Origin of the sequence: Nocardia sp. NPDC051990, assembly GCF_040680755.1 — a bacterium.
Classification (GTDB): domain Bacteria; phylum Actinomycetota; class Actinomycetes; order Mycobacteriales; family Mycobacteriaceae; genus Nocardia.
The window spans coordinates 1-16,471 of the sequence record NZ_JBFAXH010000026.1; the positions used below are offsets into that span (position 1 = coordinate 1).

Genomic DNA, 16,471 nt, shown 5'->3' on the forward strand with positions numbered 1-16,471 from the left:
CCAGCATCAGCCGACAAGCTACCGCAGAATCAATCACCATGCAGCACAACGAAATACAACTGTCGTGCTAGTACTCCAGCATCACTTCGTGATGTTGTTGGGTAGCATTGTGTTTCGTACTGGTTGATGAGGATCTGGTTGCGTGGACGGCTGGGCTCGAGGAGTTGTTCGCGCGGGTGGCGAGGCGTTTTCATCGGGCGGAGCCGCGGTTGCGAGCGCGAGCGTATGTGCGGGGCCTGCTTGCGCCGCTGGCGGGGAAAAACGGCTGGACCTTGGCTGAAGCCGCAGGTGATCAGACGCTGAATGGGATGCAGCGGCTTCTGAACAAAGCGGCGTCGGACGTGGTTCCACCCGGAACCGTCCACTTACTGCTTGTCACGGTTGTGATGATCCCCATTCTCGATGGGCTGACTGTCCGTTGTAGCTGATGCACCCACCCAGTAGATTCTGCTGACAGAATCAGCCGGCGGATCCATGGAACCGAACGTGAGCTGTGTACGTCCAAGGAAGTACGGCGGCCTCAGTGTTGCGAGTCGAGGTCGGTTCGGTCGGCAACCAGCGAAGGAGGGGATTGGACAGTGAGCGATTCAAGCATGCTCGGCGTCAAGACCGGGGAGCTCGGGCGATTCGCAAATGACCTCGGAGGTTCGGGCCAAGCGGTGCGAAATCGCGCCAAGGATGTGGCCGACAATTTGTTCGGGCCTGCCGATGCTGGTGAAAACTACCATGACCGCGGAAAGAAGATCCAGGACGGACTGGAGAAGATCTATACGTGGTTGGGTAACTGGTCCGAGGCGACATTGGCCACGTCGGACGTTATCGGGGCGTCGGTTGTCAAGTACTCGAACACCGACGATGAAAATTCTCGCGATATCGCACAGATCGGCAATGACAAAAAATCGTAGCTGCGATCGAGCAGTGAAGAAGTATTCGAGGGGGTCGTTAGTATGGCATTTGAGGTACCTGCGAACGGATCGGTCAAACAATATCTCGACATCGGCTCTCGGGGTTTGTTGTACTTCGAATATTTCCAGCCGCGCTATAAACGCGCGTTTGGCGGCAACTCGCCTGCCGATGTTCCCGACTATTCGCAACTCCATAAGCGCTATTATGAGCAGAACGGGCTGAACGAGGACAAGCTCCTGAACACCTCGACAAAACTGCAGGTGGTGCTCCAGGAGTGTGGCACCCAATTGGATGCTCAGCGTGGATATGCGCAGACAATGTCGACGATCTGGTCCGGTGACGCCGGAACTGCGGCGCTCGACATGCTGAACAAGCAGATATCTCGAGCGGACGCGAATTGGAAAGCGGCGGGGGATGCTTGGAAGGCCATCGCCGGGTCTTTCGAAGGGCTGCGGGCGGCTGTGAAAATCAAAGCCGAGGCCGTCCGCTATATCCTCGAGAACGGCGACGGTATTCGTATCGCGGAGAAGACGCCAGAGGATATTGATGACATTATCTCCGGCGCGAGTATTGCGGTTAGTAACGGTTGGCAGAGTAATAGCTTGCTGAGCAAGCTGCGCAGAATCTTTCCTGATCTCCAAGGCGGATTAGATGCGTGGACGGCCGATAATATTCTCGGCATTCTGCCGGGATCTGATTACCAGCAGCATATTCAATCGCGCTGTAGGCACTGGCTCGATAATGTCTTCGAACCTGATTACGCGGCCAAGATCAAGATATTCACCGATGCGTGCGACTCGGCGGATCGCGGTGTCAAGCAGGTATACGACAAGATTATCCAGGAGCTGGACAAGGTCTCGGAGGCCCACTACGACCGCCCTGCGGGGGTACCGACCGAGACGCCGAGCACTCCCGGCACCCCGGGTACGCCAGGCACCCCGGGTACGCCAGGCACCCCGGGTACGCCAGGCACCCCGGGTACGCCGGGTACGCCGGGTACGCCGGGCACCCCCGGGACTCCCGGCACTCCAGGTACGCCGGGTACCCCGGGCACAACGAATCCGACTTCGACGAATACCACCACGGTGAGCAGCCTCCTGTCGGGGTTGTCATCGCTGACGTCGGCAGCTTCGCAATTGACATCGCTCGGCGAGTCTGTCAGTCAAGGTCTCACTTCGTTGGGTACCTCGATCAAAGACAGTGTCGACAACGCGATCGAGCAGCTGACAAAGACTTCCGAGACAACGGAAACCGAGGACAAGGACGGCGACGGCAAGCCGGACGGGGATAAGAACAAGATTGCGGCCGAGTTCGACTTGGGTGGAAAGCATGTCAAGGTCGAGATAGGCGCAGATGGTCAGCCCAAGCTCGTGATGACCGACGGTGACGGCAAAGCGCATGAGTACGGCGTGACTCTGGATGACAAGGGCAATCCGGTCATCTCCACCAACGAGTCGAAGGGGGAGGACGATAAATCCACGACGTCCGGTGACAAACCCGATACGGGAACACCTGCTACCGAAAAGAACAACGGAAGTAATCCGGTAAACGGTTCAAGAGTCCCCTCGACCGGCAAGCGGGAAGAGGACGGCGAGCATGCGCCACAGCTTGTACCGGAAGCGGATCTGCAACTCGAGGAGCCCGCCGATAGCGGTGCCAAACTCGCTGAGGCGGGGCCGCTGTGACGTTGTTCCGCGCCAACGTGATCGGTGACCTTTGAAGGAGGGCATCATCGTGAACTATTCAGACGATATGGAACAGATCGTCGAGGAGATCCGTCGACGGTCGACGATGCTGCTCGACGAATTCGAGGAGATCAATAGACGCACCGCAGACAAGGACCGTGAGCTTGCCGAACAGTCCGCCATAGGAATGCGTCAATTCTGGGAAGACCATGCTGAAGAGTTGGCGGCGGCGAAGGCTGAGGCGGAAGAGAAGGAGCGGCTCGAGGTCGAGGCACGCGCCGAGCGAGAGCGTCTGGCAGCGGAGGCTCGCGAGCAGCGCGAGGCGATCGCGCGGTCTATTGCCGCTCGCAAGGCACACGATGTTGTCGCCCCGATAGACGACGAGGGTGACGAGGAATCGGAGTATTACCGCCGCAAGAGTTGGTTGATCTGAGGGACTGCACGCCGCCGTGCGAGGATTCGGTTAATGGGCCACTGCTTGTGGCCTGAGATCGCGCCGCCGCACGGCGGGCAGGAAGTAGTCGCTCAAATTGTCGGGGCCGGCGGCGTCGCCGCCGAATATCGCAAGCGGCAGGAGCACTGAGATGTACAAATCTACGAACCAGACCTTTGTCAGCCGACCGAGGATGGAAACTCACCGTTGTCGGGTCGAATGACACACAGGCCGAACAGAGCCTTGCCGACCGTGGTGTGAAAGATTCCTTGCAGGACAACTCGATCGGCGAAAGCCGTCGTCACCCACACGCCGAGGCTGACCAGGGTGATGGCTGGAACGCGATGATCGCCCACTACGAGAACCGCTGCGGCACTGCCGAAATGCCAAGCCTAGTCGAGGGTGAAGGCAGAGTTCGCCGCAGCACGCGCGGAGACGGATGGTGAGGATCATTCGATGCTCGGCACGATCTACCGCCACTTCCCGACCCGCCGCGCGCTGATCGAGGCGGCTGCGGAGCAGCGTTCGCCGGGATTCTCGAGCATGTGCGCCGCACCTGCCTTCCGAATCCGGATACCAGGCAGGCGCTGGCCGGTTTCCTCGGCCATGTCGCGGAAGTGCACGAGCGGGGGCGTGCACTGTCGGGCACCATCGAATCGGTACCCGGCGACACCGAACCGCACGGCCCCGTGCGCGACGATCTGGCCGAACTCGGTGCGGAACTGCTGGCGAGAGGTCGCGCCGACGGCAGCATCCGTGCGGATGCCACCGTCGCCGACCTCTATATGCTCGTCGGCGCGGTCGCCACGATAAGCCGCGACGGTTTCGGCGATTGGCGGCGATTCATCGAACTCGCGTTGGCTGGATTGCGGCCCTGACCGGCCGCAGATCCTCTATTTGCGCAAGAGCTGCGCGAGCTGCAAGACCGAGAGCTTCGGCCGCTCCTCCTCACGCGGTGCTTCCGGATCGACCACAATGGTGTGCGGGATAACCGCCTCTGGATCGGAAAATGCCGCATACGTCTTGTCGCCCAACAGTTTGTGCAGCAGATATCCGGTGAGTACGGCCCGCGTCGTCCGCGCGGACTTGGCCTCGTGCTTCCCGACACCCAACGCGGCCAGCGCGCGACGCCCTTCGACAATGCCGTTATGTGACGCCCCGTCGACCGTCCGCAGAACAATCGGCCCGGCCCACGCGGCCGTCAGTGGGATCGCATTCGAGCTGACCGATTCGATATCGATCGCACCCGCCAACACCAACCCGGGCGTATCGATATCGGGCGCGATGGTCTCGGCGGACGGCGCGGTCGGCGCCGGGTAGAGGGCGGCGACCGCGGCAACGCGACGTTGCCCGGCGGCGATCACCGCGGCGCCCGCGCCCATGCCGTGCCCGGCCAGCGCCAGCCGTTCCGGATGCACGCTGATTGCGCCGTCGCCGAGCCGGACGCCGGTGCAGATATCCAGTGTGGTGAGCAGATCGGTGGCCAACCCCAGATGTGACGGAATCGGCCCGCGCTCGGTATCGGGGGCCGCGGCCACGAAACCCCAGGAAGCCAGGTGTTCGAGGGTGGCGCGATAGTTGGCGGCGCTGGTCAGCCAGCCGTGGCCGAAGGCGACCGCGGGTAGATTCAGTCCGGACTCCGGGGTGAACACCACGCCGGGCTGACCAGCGATGGCGAGATTGCCACGCAGTACGCGGTGGGGCCCTCGGCTGGTCAGGATGCTCAGAAGTGATTTCACAGACGCCGACACGACGTGAACGTTATCCGATAAGTACTCTGGTGAGCCATGTGCGGAATCGTGGGATACGTCGGGTACCGGGATGCCCTCGGCGTTGTCGTTGACGCGTTGCGCCGCATGGAATATCGCGGATACGACTCGGCGGGCGTCGCGATCCTGGATGGCGCGGGCGTATTGGCGGTGGAACGCAAGGCGGGCAAACTGGCCAATCTCGAGGCCGAACTCGCCGAAATCGGGACCTGCCACTTCGCGGGCACCACTGGCATGGGGCACACCCGCTGGGCCACGCACGGCGCGCCGACCGACCGCAACGCCCATCCGCACCGCGACACCACCAACAAGGTGGCCGTCGTGCACAACGGCATCATCGAGAACTTCGCCCCGCTGCGTCGGGAACTCGAAGACGCCGGGGTCGAGCTGGGCAGCGATACCGACACCGAGGTCACCGTGCACCTGGTGGCGCGCGCATACGCCGACGGCCCGACCGCGGGTGATTTCGCGGCGAGCGCGCTGGCCGTGCTGCGTCGGCTGGAGGGTGCGTTCACGCTGGTCTTCACCCATGCCGATCATCCGGACATCATTGTCGCGGCGCGTCGCTCGACGCCGCTGGTCGTCGGGGTTGGCAAGGGCGAGATGTTCATCGCCTCCGATGTCACCGCATTCATCGAGCACACCCGTGAGGCCGTCGAACTCGGCCAGGACCAGGCCGTCGTGATCACTGCCGACAGCTATACGGTCACCGATTTCGCGGGCAATGACGGACTGGCGCGGACCCGGCCGTTCACCATCGACTGGGATCTGGCCGCCGCCGAGAAGGGCGGGCACGACTTCTTCATGCTGAAGGAGATCGAGGAGCAGCCCGCCGGTGTCGCGGACACGCTGATCGGCCACTTCACCCACGACGAGGCCGGTGGCCGGATCGTGCTGGACGAGCAGCGCCTCGCCGATCAGGAACTGCGCGACTTCGACAAGATATTCGTCGTCGCCTGCGGCAGCTCCTATCACGCCGGACTGTTGGCCAAGTACGCGATCGAGCACTGGACTCGGTTGCCCGTCGAGGTCGAACTGGCCAGCGAATTCCGATACCGCGACCCGGTTCTGGATCGGTCGACGTTGGTGGTGGCGATTTCGCAGTCGGGCGAGACCGCCGACACGCTCGAGGCGGTGCGGCACGCAAAGGAGCAGAAGGCGCGCGTGCTCGCCATCTGCAATACCAATGGCGCGCAGATTCCGCGCGAGTCCGATGCGGTGCTCTACACCAGAACCGGGCCGGAGATCGGTGTCGCCTCCACCAAGGCGTTCTTGGCGCAGGTGACCGCGAACTACCTGGTCGGGCTGGCCCTGGCACAGGCCCGCGGCACCAAGTATCCGGATGAGGTGGCGCGCGAATTCGCCGAACTCGAGGCGATGCCGCACCTGGTGCAGCGGGCGCTCGAGACCGCGCCGCAGGTACGCGCGATCGCCAGGGAGCTGGCGTACGTGCCGACCGTGCTGTTCCTCGGCCGCCACGTCGGGTATCCGGTGGCGCTGGAAGGTGCGCTCAAGCTCAAGGAACTCGCGTATATGCACGCCGAGGGCTTCGCGGCCGGTGAGCTCAAGCACGGGCCGATCGCGCTGATCGAGCAGGGGTTGCCAGTGATCGTGGTCATGCCCTCCCCCAAGGGACGTGCGGTTCTGCATTCGAAGCTGCTCAGCAATATCCGTGAGATCCAGGCCCGCGGCGCCCGCACCATCGTGATCGCCGAGGAGGGCGACGATACGGTGCGCCCGTTTGCCGACGACCTCATCGAGATCCCTTCGGCGCCAACGCTTTTCCAGCCGTTGCTGTCGACTGTTCCGCTGCAGATCTTCGCCGCTGAAGTGGCTCAGGCGCGCGGGTACGACATCGATAAGCCGCGCAACCTGGCGAAGTCGGTCACTGTCGAATAGCACCAGACCAGTTCGCTCGCCGAGCGCCGCAACGCGAGAGTCGCGGAGGCGTTCCTCATCGGCAACGTCGGGAGCGACGTCGATCCACCGAGAGGATGGCCGCGCTCGGACTCCCACGTCGTCGATCTGCGCGGCGCTGGCTGAGCTACAGCCCGCAGTTCGACTTTCGCAGGATGGCGCATATCCAGTGATTACCTACGCAAGGTAGAGCCTGTGCGAGCTCACTGGGTATGCGACAGCTCGCGTGCAGATGCGACCGAACGGCGTGGACAGCCGTAACCGGCGACGATCTAGGACCCGTCGCCGGTTTCGAGGTCGCCAGGCCGATGAACGTGCCGCCATCGGCGGAATGCGTCGAGGGCCGGCGGGGCGGTGCTCGTGATGCGGTGTGCTGATCGGGCTCGGCTACTCGACGGTGACGGTGCCGCGCATCTGCGGATGCAGGGAGCACAGGTAGCGATAGGTGCCTGGGGCGAAGAAGGTGTAGCTCCATTCGCCTTTGTTGAAGATCGGGCTGTTGATGCCCATGGCCTTATCGCCGATGCCCTGGACGGTGTGGGGGACGGAGTCCTTGAACCTCCAGGTCACGGTCTCGCCGACCTTGACGGTGATATCGGCGGGGGAGAACTTCATATCCGTGACGTCGACGGTGACGGCCGCGGGTTTCGAATCGCCGGAATTGGTGGTCGTCGCCTGCCCGGCCTTCGCAGTGGTCGATGCGGCGGCGGAGTTCGTGTCGCCGGAGCTGCAGCCTGCCGACAATAGCATCGCAGCCAGGACGAATCCGGTGGTGATCCGGATGGACATCGCACGGCGCACCATCGGCATGACGTCCAAGCGTAGTCTGCTGACGGTACGGGTCCGCGCAGCGCCCATGACGATCCCGTACGAGCGCAACCGCAGTGCCCGATCGACGCAGTGGAGGCGAGCGTTTCATGTCCAGCCAGCGGGACTATTTCACCGCCGATGAAGTGCGCGCGGCCGAGGCCGAGCTGTTCACCCGTGTTCCCGAGGGCATGCCGATGCATCGGGCGGCCTACGGATTGGCGACGGTGGTCGCGAGCGAGTTGCGCGCCCGGACCGGCGGCATCGCGGGCAGGTCGGTGCTGCTGCTCGTCGGCTCCGGCGATAACGGCGGTGATGTGCTCTGGGCCGGATCAATGCTGCGTCGCCGCGGCGTCGCCGTCACCGCGGTGCTATTGAATCCGGAACGTGCTCACGCGAAAGGCCTTGCCGCACTGCGCAAGGCAGGTGGTCGGATCCGACCCGCTTCGCAGGTGTCGCCTGCTGGCGCCGCGAGCTCAGCCGGGGTGGGCGATGCCGGATCGAACCACAGTGCACCGATGCTGGACGAAACAGGCTTGGGCGCACCTGATCTGGTGATCGATGGCATCGTCGGCATCTCCGGCCGCGGTTCGCTGCGCCCGATGGCCGCGGAAATCGTTGCCGCTCTGCGTGTTCCGATCATCGCCGCGGACCTGCCGAGCGGAGTCGATCCGGATACCGGCGCGGTGACCGGCCCCGCGGTGCGCGCCGAGGTCACGGTCACCTTCGGCGCATATAAGCCGGTGCATGCCCTGGCTGCGCCCTACTGCGGCCGAATCGAGTTGGTACCCATCGGTTTACGGCTGCCCGAACCGAATCTCGCGGCGCTGGAACCAGCGGAGATCGGTGCGCGGTGGCCGATCCCGGGACCCGCCGACGACAAATACACCCAGGGCGTCACCGGCATCTGCGCGGGCAGCGCGACCTATCCCGGCGCCGCCGTACTGTGCACCGGCGCCGCCGTCGCGGCCACCTCCGGCATGGTCCGCTACGTTGGAACCGGCGCCGCCGAGGTCCTCGACCATTTCCCCGAAGTCATTGCCGCCCAGACCATCTCGTCCACCGGCCGAGTCCAGTCCTGGGTATTCGGCCCCGGCGCGGGCATCGACACCGACGCCAACAAGCGACTCGCCGAAATCCTCGCGACCGATCTTCCCGTTGTCGTCGACGCCGATGGCCTGACCTTGCTGGCCGCCGACCCCGATCTGGCCCGCGGCCGCACCGCCCCCACCGTATTGACCCCGCACGCAGGCGAATTCGCCCGCCTGACCGGGGAAGAGGTCGGCCACGATCGGGTAGCCGCCGTGCGCGATCTCGCCGAATCCTGGCAACTCACTGTCCTGCTCAAAGGCCGCGCCACCCTCGTCGCCACGCCAGGCCGCCCGGTACTGGTCAACGAAGCGGGTGGTTCCTGGGCCGCCACCGCGGGCGCGGGTGACGTCTTGTCCGGCATTATCGGCGCCCTCCTCGCCGCGGGCCGCGATCCCGCCTGGTCCGCGGCTGCCGCCGCCCGTGCCCACTCCCTGGCTGCCAACCTCTCGGCCCATGAAGATCACCGCTATGCTGCCCCCACCTCCGCATCCCCCCTCCTCGACCACCTGCGCCCGGCAATCCGCGTCTTGCGCACGCTTGCGGCGAAGTGACGTGCAATGGCTGGGACCGCACTCTCCAATGCCGCGTCGACGCCCCTGCTCGACGCGCTGATCTCGGCAACCACACTCCTTGACGGCGGCAGCCCGGGGGCATCCGTGTCCTCTTCGGGCTCACCGCCAAGTGACCCCGCCGTCCCGCTCGAACCGATGCCCTCCGCGCGAGCCAGATGCCGAATGGCAGGATAAATAAGCGTGGAGGCGCAAGTAGAGACGGTTATCGATCTGGATGCCATTGCTCACAACGTGCGGATCCTGCGTGCACATGCGGGGGATGCGGCGGTGATGGCGGTGGTCAAGGCCGACGGCTACAACCACGGCGCCGTCGAGGTCGGGCGGGCGGCGCTGGCGGCGGGTGCGGCCGAACTCGGGGTCACCACGGTCGCCGAGGCGGTGCAATTGCGTACCGCCGGAATTACCGCCCCGATCCTGTGCTGGCTCAATAATTCCGATGCCGACTTCGGCGCCGCGATCGAGCACGATATCGAGATCGGCATCTCCTCCCTGGCGCACCTGCGTGCGGTCGAGGCCGCGGCGCGTGCCACCGGCCGGACCGCTATCGTCTCGCTGAAGGTCGACACCGGCCTCAATCGAAACGGTGTCGCGTCGCTCGATTATCCGGCGGTGCTCACGGCCCTGCGCATGCTGGTGGACGAACAGGTGGTGCGGTTCCGCGCGATCTTCTCCCACCTCGCCCACGCCGACGAGCCGGAACATCCCTACCTGGACATCCAGCGCGACCGATTCGTCGAGGCCACCGCCGCTGCCAAGGAGCACGGCCTCGAACCGGAACTGGTCCACCTCGCGAACTCGGCTGCGACGCTCACCCGCCCGGATCTGGCATTCGATATGGTCCGGCCCGGTATCGCGATGTACGGCCTGACCCCGATCCCGGAACTCGGCGAGTTCGGCCTGCGCCCCGCGATGACTTTCCAAGCGCGTGTCGCCCTGGTCAAGCAGGTCGCCGAAGGCGAGGGCATCTCCTACGGCCACCAGTGGATCGCGCCGCAGGACACCACTGTCGCCCTCATCCCCGCCGGATACGCCGACGGCGTGTTGCGTCCGATGAGCAACCGCTTCGCGGTGTGGCTCGGCGGTGAGTTGCGCCCCAACGTCGGCCGCATCTGCATGGACCAATTCATCGTCGATCTCGGTGACAATGCCGCAGGCGTCACCGAGGGCGATACCGCGATCCTGTTCGGTGCGGACCAACCGCGCGCCCAGGAGTGGGCCGATCTGCTCGACACGATCCACTACGAGATCGTGTGCGCCCCACACGGCCGAGTGCTGCGGCGCCACATAGGAGGATCTCGATGAGAACAGCCGTCCGCGGCGGATTCGCCACCGCCGGTGTGGTCGGCGTGCTGGCCGGTGCCCACGCCTTGCGTCGTATCGGCACCCGCGTGTTCCGGCCCGCCCACGCCGACGAGTACCGCGACGAGAACTTCGACCTGCTGGACGCGGATTGCTCCGGTGCGGTGTTCGCCGAAGACGGTGTGCGCCTTGCCACCCGGGAATGCGGTCCACCCGGCGCACCGCGCAACGCCCGGGCGCTGGCACGCGAATTGCCCCATAGCGAACTCGTCCGACTCGATGACGCCGCGCATATGGCGCATATCCAGTTCCCGGATAGCGTCAACGCAGCACTCGACCGGGGAGTCATCGAGGACATCCCAGCAACCGCGGAGGTTGCCGGTGGCTGAACGGCAGCAGCGGATTCTGCCCACGGTCGCCGACACCGAGGCCTTCGGTCGCGAACTCGCCGCCGGACTGGGCGCCGGTGATCTGGTGGTACTCGACGGACCGCTCGGCGCCGGTAAAACCGCACTGACTCGCGGTATCGCGGAGGGCCTCGGCGTGCAGGGCCGGGTCAGCTCGCCGACCTTCATCATCGCCCGCCAGCACCGGGCTGGGCAGCGCGAGGGCACCGCGTCGGTACCGCTGGTGCACGTGGACGCCTACCGACTCGGCGGCGATCTGGATGAACTGGACGCCCTGGATCTCGACACCGATCTGCATCAGGCGGTCGTAGTGGTGGAGTGGGGCAAGGGTGTCGTAGAACACCTCGCCGAGCGGCACCTGTACGTTTTGCTCTCGCGCGAACCGAATTCCGAAGTCCGCACCGCGATCTGGGAATGGGTCGGTTAGGTCGTGGAGACAGCTGATGGTCTGGGTGCCGAAACTACCGAGTAGCTCCGCACCGGACGCAGGGTACCACCCGGTATCGTTGGGCCAATCATGCTTGTACTAGCCGTCGACACCGCGACCCCTGCCGTGACAGCGGGATTGGTGGAACTGGAGCAGGTCGCACCCGGCACCGTCGCCCCGGCGCGGGTCCACACCGTCGCCGCTCGCGTCCGGGTCGACGCCCGCGCCCACGCTGAGGTGCTCACCCCGCAAATCCTCGAATGCCTCTCGGAGGCAGATCGTTCCAGGGCCGATATCGAGGCCGTCGTGGTCGGCATCGGGCCGGGTCCGTTCACCGGACTCCGGGTCGGTATGGCGACCGCCGCCGCCTTCGGTGACGCACTCGGCGTCCCGGTCTACGGTGTGTGCAGCCTCGACGCGATCGCCGCCGACGCGGTTCTCGAACCCTCGCTGCTGCCCGGCCGCACACCCGGGAGCGAACTGCTCGTGGTCACCGACGCGCGCCGCCGCGAGGTGTACTGGGCCCGCTACCGTGACGGATATCGCATCGCGGGCCCGGAGGTGAGCAAGCCCGGTGACCTGGATCCCGTGCAGGCCACCATGATCGCCGGATCCGCATCGCACGTCGACCTGTTCGACCTGCCGGTGCTTCCGGCTGAGACCCCGTCACCTGCCGGTCTGGTCCGGGTCGCGGCTCCCGAATTGCTGGCGCGCGCTGTGCCGGAACCGTTGATCCCGCTGTACTTGCGCCGACCGGACGCGGTCGAACGAAGCTACCGCACGCTCGACCGGACGGGAGCGTGACGGCCGTGGAGCCCGACCGGAAGTCCACGGGGCGAAGCCCCGCAGCCCAGGGGGTGTGGGGGTCTTCCCCGCAGGAGCCGAGCAGACCCATGCCGCGCATCGAGCCCATGGATGTTGTGGATATCGAGCGCTGTGTCGAACTCGAGCAGTTGTTGTTCCCGGAGGACGATCCGTGGCAGGCGGTGTCCTTCCGCTCGGAGCTGGCCGGGCCGCACAACCGCTATATCGTCGCGCGCGACGAGGCCGGGCGAATGGTCGGCTATGCGGGTATCGCGCTGCTCGGTGATGCCGAACACCCCGAGGCCGAGGTGCACACCATCGGTGTCGATCCGGGCTGCCATCGCCGCGGTGTCGGCACGATACTGCTCGAGGCGCTGCTCGCCGAGGCCGGTAAGCGCGGCGGGCCGGTCTTCCTCGAGGTGCGCACCGATAACGCCCCCGCCATCGCGCTCTATGCCAAGCACGGCTTCCACATCATCGGCCTGCGCAAGAACTACTACCATCCCAGCGGCGCCGACGCCTACACCATGCGCCGACCGGAACTAACCGCCGCGAACCCGGCTTGGGGCCCGCCGCCGGCCGAAACGGCGCAACCGAACGAGGTGCTGTCGTGATCGTCATGGGTATCGAAAGTTCCTGCGATGAAACGGGAGTCGGCATTGTGCGCCGGCACCCCGACGGTAGCTGTGAACTGCTCGCCGACGAGGTAGCCTCCAGTGTCGAACAGCACGCCCGCTTCGGCGGTGTGGTCCCGGAGATCGCCTCGCGCGCCCACCTCGAGGCCATCGTGCCCGCGATGCGCCGAGCGCTGGCCGCCGCGGGCATCAGCAAGCCCGATGCGCTCGCGGTGACCATCGGACCCGGACTGGCCGGTGCCCTGCTGGTCGGCGTCGCGGCCGCGAAAGCCTATGCGGCAGCTTGGGATGTGCCGTTCTACGCTCTGAACCATCTCGGCGGGCATGTCGCGGTCGACACCCTCGAACACGGCCCGATGCCGCCGTGCGTCGCGCTACTGGTCTCCGGTGGACACACACATCTGCTGCACGTAACGGATCTTTCCGAGCCGATCGTCGAACTGGGCAGCACCGTCGACGATGCGGCGGGCGAAGCCTTCGACAAGGTCGCCCGGCTACTCGGCCTCGGCTTCCCGGGCGGACCCGCACTGGATGCGGCTGCGGCACACGGCGATCCGAAGGCCATCGCGTTTCCTCGAGGCATGACCGGCCCGCGCGACTCCCGCTACGACTTCTCCTTCTCCGGCCTCAAAACCGCCGTCGCCCGCTATGTCGAGGCGGCCCAGCGCAATGGCTTCACCGCCGATGAACTGCCGATCCCGGATATCGCGGCATCCTTCCAGGAGTCGGTCGCCGACGTACTCACCATGAAGGCAGTGCGCGCGGCCCAGGATGTCGGCGTCGAGACCCTGGTCCTCGGCGGCGGCGCCACCGCCAACTCCCGAATCCGCTCGATGGCCGAAGACCGCTGCGCCGCAGCCGGATTGCGCCTTCGCGTCCCCAAACCCCGCCTGTGCACCGACAACGGTGTAATGATCGCCGCCCTCGGCGCCCATGTCATCGCGGGCGGTGCCTCCCCCTCACCCCTGACCGTCGCCACCGACCCCGGCCTCCCAGTCTCCGTCAGCCACGTCGGCTGACCCGCATCCGCCGGGCGCCCGCGAGGGGCTTTCACCTCTCAGTCGTGCGGCCCGACCAACTGCCCGGCCTGCCCTGCACTCGACCCCGAATTCACCCTGGGTGGGAACGGAATTCGCGATTGCGCAGGCGTCGGCAACATCTGCAACGGAGTGGTCTGCGGCGCCGATGAGGCCGGACCGCCGTCCGGCCCCGACGACCCCAGACCCGGCGCATTCGGATTTCCGAACAGCGGACCGAGCAACTCCGGGAACGGGATCGGCGGCAGGTTCGGATCCGGGCGCAGTGTCGGTGCGGACGGGGCTGTGGTTCCGGCAGGCGACGAGGCGGTCGTGGTGGCCGGTTGGCTTCGGTCCGGGGTGGGCGAGGGGATGCTGGCGCCGGAGGGCCGGTTGGTGTTCTCCCGGTTCGGGCCGGTGGTCGAAGTGCCGGCACCGGTCGGCGGCACCACCGTCACCGACGTCGGGGACAGTTGGCCACTGCTGGTGGTGCCCGCGGGGGAGATCTCTTCGTCCCCGGTCGGCGCGAAGGTATTCACCCCGTAGCCGATGACCAGTCCGACCACCACGATCGCACCCGCCAGCGTGCCGACGACTTTGGTGAAGGTACCGACCGGCGCGTCCGCGGCGCCGACCACCGGGAATACCGACGGCTGCACCGAATCCGCCACCAGCGCGGCGCCTTTCGCGATCACCGCCTCCGGATCGTCGATGGTGTGCACCGGAAGGTCCAGCTCACGTTCGAGGGTGGATAGGACGGCCGGAATATTGGCCCCGCCGCCGATCACGATGACGGCCTGCGGGAATCTGGGCGCCCGCGCGAAGACCGCGGCGGCGAAGAAGGCGGTCTCGCGCAGCAGATCCGAGATCAGTTCCTCGAAGTCGGCCCTGGTCAGCTTGAGCGGCTGCCCCGCGACATGGTCGATGGTTACGGCGGGCGCGATCGACAGATGTTCCTTGGCGGCGCGGCCGCGGTTGGTCAGCATGCCCCGGTTGGGTCGGGTGCCGCGCCGCGCGTAGTGCAGATCGACGAGGTGGTGATAGATCAGCTCATCGATCGCGTTCCCGCTGATCGCCGCGGTGCGCTCGGTGCGCAGGATGGTGGAGTCGGCCTGATCGGCGACGGTGACGGTGAGACCGGTTGCGCCGAGATCGACGATGGCGACCGTGTCGTAGCGGTCTACGAGTCCGGTGTGCCGCAAATACATCAGTGCCGCAGTACCTTCCGGCACCAGCCGCAGATCGCGTTGTTTGCCGGTGGCCGACCGGATCACCTGCGCCTGCTCTTTACTGCGGTAGGCGACCGCGACGCTGGTGGGCCGGCGACCGGCGACGGAATCGACACCGATCGATTTCGCACCGGCGAAGCGCGTACCGACCGGATGCGTCGGAAAGGCCACGTCATAGGAGACCTGCGTGGCCGGGAGCTGGGTGGTCATCAGTTCGATCGAGGACGCGACGAGATCGCCGAGATCGGAGTGGGCCGCGTCCGCGGAAACCACCCGATAGTCGAAACTCTGCGTGCCGTTGGACGCGGTCGCGACCAGTGCCGAGCACACGACCTCGTTACCGGCCGATATGCCGAGGGATGTTCGCATGTCACCTCCCTTCGCGCGGATGGTCATGGTGTCGCCGACCATCTCGAATGAACAGCCGGATTGCTCGCGTGGATGGCGAACGATCCGGACGCGGGACCGGGCCGACCCGTTGTCCGGATGGGTTGCTGGGACCGCCATGGCTCACGTGTGGTCTTGCCCTCTGGTGCAGCTTCTTGTGGAAAACGCTGGTGTTCGTGACGCTGGTTGGATTTGGTACGGACGCTGATCTTGCTCTTGCGGAGCGGGTATTGCTCTGTGGCGCTGGGTGTTTCGTGGCGCTTGGTGCTCCCCCCACGACGCCGGCTCGGGCCGAACACGGCGAGCGAGCACGACCGTCGTCAATACTGTCACAATCCGTTATCCGAACGTTACAGATTTGCTGAAGTCTTGGGAAGCCCTCAGGCGCTTTGGCGTGGCGCGTCGCATGCGTGTCGGAAAACGACACGACGTGCCCGGACCAACGGTTTTGGCACAGTCCAACCTTGAGCGCTGGCACTCTCATGTATAGAGTGCTAGTCGGCACTGTGTGATGTGCGTGTGCCAGTTCGACTACTGAGCAGGGGTCCCGGCACCCGCGACGACGGGGCTGATGCGCAGGGTCGAGTTCGAGTGACCGCCGGCGACTGCTTGCTGGTCGTTCGATACAACACCGATACCGATGGTCCGGGACAACAGTTCCGGACGACCGTAAATCCCCTGAAAGTGGAGGGCTCAACGTGGCGAGCGTGAACATCAAGCCGCTCGAGGACAAGATCCTCGTCCAGGCCAACGAGGCCGAGACGACGACGGCCTCCGGCCTGGTCATCCCCGACACGGCGAAGGAGAAGCCGCAGGAGGGCACCGTCATCGCCGTCGGCGACGGACGCGTCACCGATAAGGGTGACCGCATCCCGGTTGACGTCAAGGAAGGCGACGTCGTCATCTACAGCAAGTACGGCGGCACCGAGATCAAGTACCAGGGCGAGGAGTACCTCATCCTGTCGGCGCGCGACATCCTGGCCGTCGTCACCAAGTAGCCGATAGGCACATGCGTTCCGCCCCGGTGTCTTTCGCGACCCGGGGCGGAGTGCGTTCGGCCCAGAACACACAGGAGCTGACAAACAC

The 16,471-nt window shown here is 65.6% G+C and carries 16 protein-coding genes and 1 pseudogene; 14 read left to right on the forward strand and 3 right to left on the reverse strand.

Annotation, left to right across the window (positions count from 1 at the left end; genetic code table 11):
- Nucleotides 1–134: 134 nt before the first annotated feature.
- The 5 genes and pseudogenes from AB0L63_RS30185 to AB0L63_RS30205 form a co-directional block, all read left to right on the forward strand.
- A pseudogene (locus AB0L63_RS30185) lies at nt 135–329 on the forward strand (IS701 family transposase); the annotation flags it as partial.
- 264 nt (nt 330–593) lie between these two features.
- The gene (locus AB0L63_RS30190; RefSeq protein ID WP_364507711.1) at nt 594–905 is read left to right on the forward strand and encodes a hypothetical protein; all 312 of its coding nucleotides are present in this window, start codon (nt 594–596) and stop codon (nt 903–905) included.
- Between the two features lie 42 nt (nt 906–947).
- Complete coding sequence (locus AB0L63_RS30195) at nt 948–2,591, forward strand: hypothetical protein (protein ID WP_364507714.1); 1,644 nt, start codon at nt 948–950, stop codon at nt 2,589–2,591.
- 49 nt (nt 2,592–2,640) lie between these two features.
- Complete coding sequence (locus AB0L63_RS30200; protein ID WP_364507716.1) at nt 2,641–3,024, forward strand: hypothetical protein; 384 nt, start codon at nt 2,641–2,643, stop codon at nt 3,022–3,024.
- A 545-nt stretch (nt 3,025–3,569) separates the two neighbouring features.
- The gene (locus tag AB0L63_RS30205; RefSeq protein ID WP_364507719.1) at nt 3,570–3,902 is read left to right on the forward strand and encodes a hypothetical protein; all 333 of its coding nucleotides are present in this window, start codon (nt 3,570–3,572) and stop codon (nt 3,900–3,902) included.
- Nucleotides 3,903–3,917: 15 nt separating this feature from the next.
- Here the strand turns inward: AB0L63_RS30205 and AB0L63_RS30210 are convergent, their stop codons facing one another.
- Complete coding sequence (locus AB0L63_RS30210; RefSeq protein WP_364507722.1) at nt 3,918–4,775, reverse strand: dienelactone hydrolase family protein; 858 nt, start codon at nt 4,773–4,775, stop codon at nt 3,918–3,920.
- A gap of 36 nt (nt 4,776–4,811) precedes the next feature.
- Here AB0L63_RS30210 and glmS point away from each other — a divergent pair, with 36 nt between their 5' ends.
- A complete protein-coding gene (gene glmS / locus AB0L63_RS30215; protein WP_364507725.1) occupies nt 4,812–6,692 on the forward strand; it encodes a glutamine--fructose-6-phosphate transaminase (isomerizing) in 1,881 nt (626 codons plus the stop codon).
- A 405-nt stretch (nt 6,693–7,097) separates the two neighbouring features.
- Here the strand turns inward: glmS and AB0L63_RS30220 are convergent, their stop codons facing one another.
- A complete protein-coding gene (locus AB0L63_RS30220; RefSeq protein WP_364507727.1) occupies nt 7,098–7,568 on the reverse strand; it encodes a cupredoxin family copper-binding protein in 471 nt (156 codons plus the stop codon).
- Between the two features lie 59 nt (nt 7,569–7,627).
- On the opposite strand from AB0L63_RS30220, the gene AB0L63_RS30225 reads away from it, so the two are divergent.
- The 7 genes from AB0L63_RS30225 to tsaD all read left to right on the forward strand — a co-directional run bounded on the left by AB0L63_RS30225 (nt 7,628) and on the right by tsaD (nt 13,772).
- The gene (locus AB0L63_RS30225) at nt 7,628–9,160 is read left to right on the forward strand and encodes an NAD(P)H-hydrate dehydratase (RefSeq protein ID WP_364507730.1); all 1,533 of its coding nucleotides are present in this window, start codon (nt 7,628–7,630) and stop codon (nt 9,158–9,160) included.
- A 195-nt stretch (nt 9,161–9,355) separates the two neighbouring features.
- Nucleotides 9,356–10,483, forward strand: a complete 1,128-nt coding sequence (alr, locus tag AB0L63_RS30230) for an alanine racemase (RefSeq protein WP_364507894.1) — start codon at nt 9,356–9,358, stop codon at nt 10,481–10,483.
- Nucleotides 10,480–10,869, forward strand: a complete 390-nt coding sequence (locus AB0L63_RS30235; protein ID WP_364507733.1) for a hypothetical protein — start codon at nt 10,480–10,482, stop codon at nt 10,867–10,869. The genes alr and AB0L63_RS30235 overlap by 4 nt, the downstream gene beginning before the upstream one ends.
- Complete coding sequence (tsaE, locus tag AB0L63_RS30240; protein WP_364507736.1) at nt 10,862–11,314, forward strand: tRNA (adenosine(37)-N6)-threonylcarbamoyltransferase complex ATPase subunit type 1 TsaE; 453 nt, start codon at nt 10,862–10,864, stop codon at nt 11,312–11,314. The genes AB0L63_RS30235 and tsaE overlap by 8 nt, the downstream gene beginning before the upstream one ends.
- Before the next feature lie 90 nt (nt 11,315–11,404).
- A complete protein-coding gene (tsaB, locus tag AB0L63_RS30245) occupies nt 11,405–12,118 on the forward strand; it encodes a tRNA (adenosine(37)-N6)-threonylcarbamoyltransferase complex dimerization subunit type 1 TsaB (protein ID WP_364507739.1) in 714 nt (237 codons plus the stop codon).
- Nucleotides 12,119–12,207: 89 nt separating this feature from the next.
- A complete protein-coding gene (rimI, locus tag AB0L63_RS30250) occupies nt 12,208–12,732 on the forward strand; it encodes a ribosomal protein S18-alanine N-acetyltransferase (protein WP_364507742.1) in 525 nt (174 codons plus the stop codon).
- Nucleotides 12,729–13,772: a tRNA (adenosine(37)-N6)-threonylcarbamoyltransferase complex transferase subunit TsaD gene (gene tsaD, locus AB0L63_RS30255; protein WP_364507745.1), complete on the forward strand. Its 1,044-nt coding sequence runs from the start codon at nt 12,729–12,731 to the stop codon at nt 13,770–13,772. Before rimI ends, tsaD begins: the two co-directional genes overlap by 4 nt.
- Nucleotides 13,773–13,810: 38 nt before the next feature.
- Here the strand turns inward: tsaD and AB0L63_RS30260 are convergent, their stop codons facing one another.
- Entirely contained in the window at nt 13,811–15,367 is a 1,557-nt protein-coding gene (locus tag AB0L63_RS30260; protein WP_364507748.1) for an Hsp70 family protein, read from the reverse strand.
- Between the two features lie 716 nt (nt 15,368–16,083).
- Between AB0L63_RS30260 and groES the strand changes: the two genes are divergently transcribed.
- Complete coding sequence (groES, locus tag AB0L63_RS30265) at nt 16,084–16,383, forward strand: co-chaperone GroES (RefSeq protein ID WP_364390777.1); 300 nt, start codon at nt 16,084–16,086, stop codon at nt 16,381–16,383.
- Nucleotides 16,384–16,471: the final 88 nt, after the last annotated feature.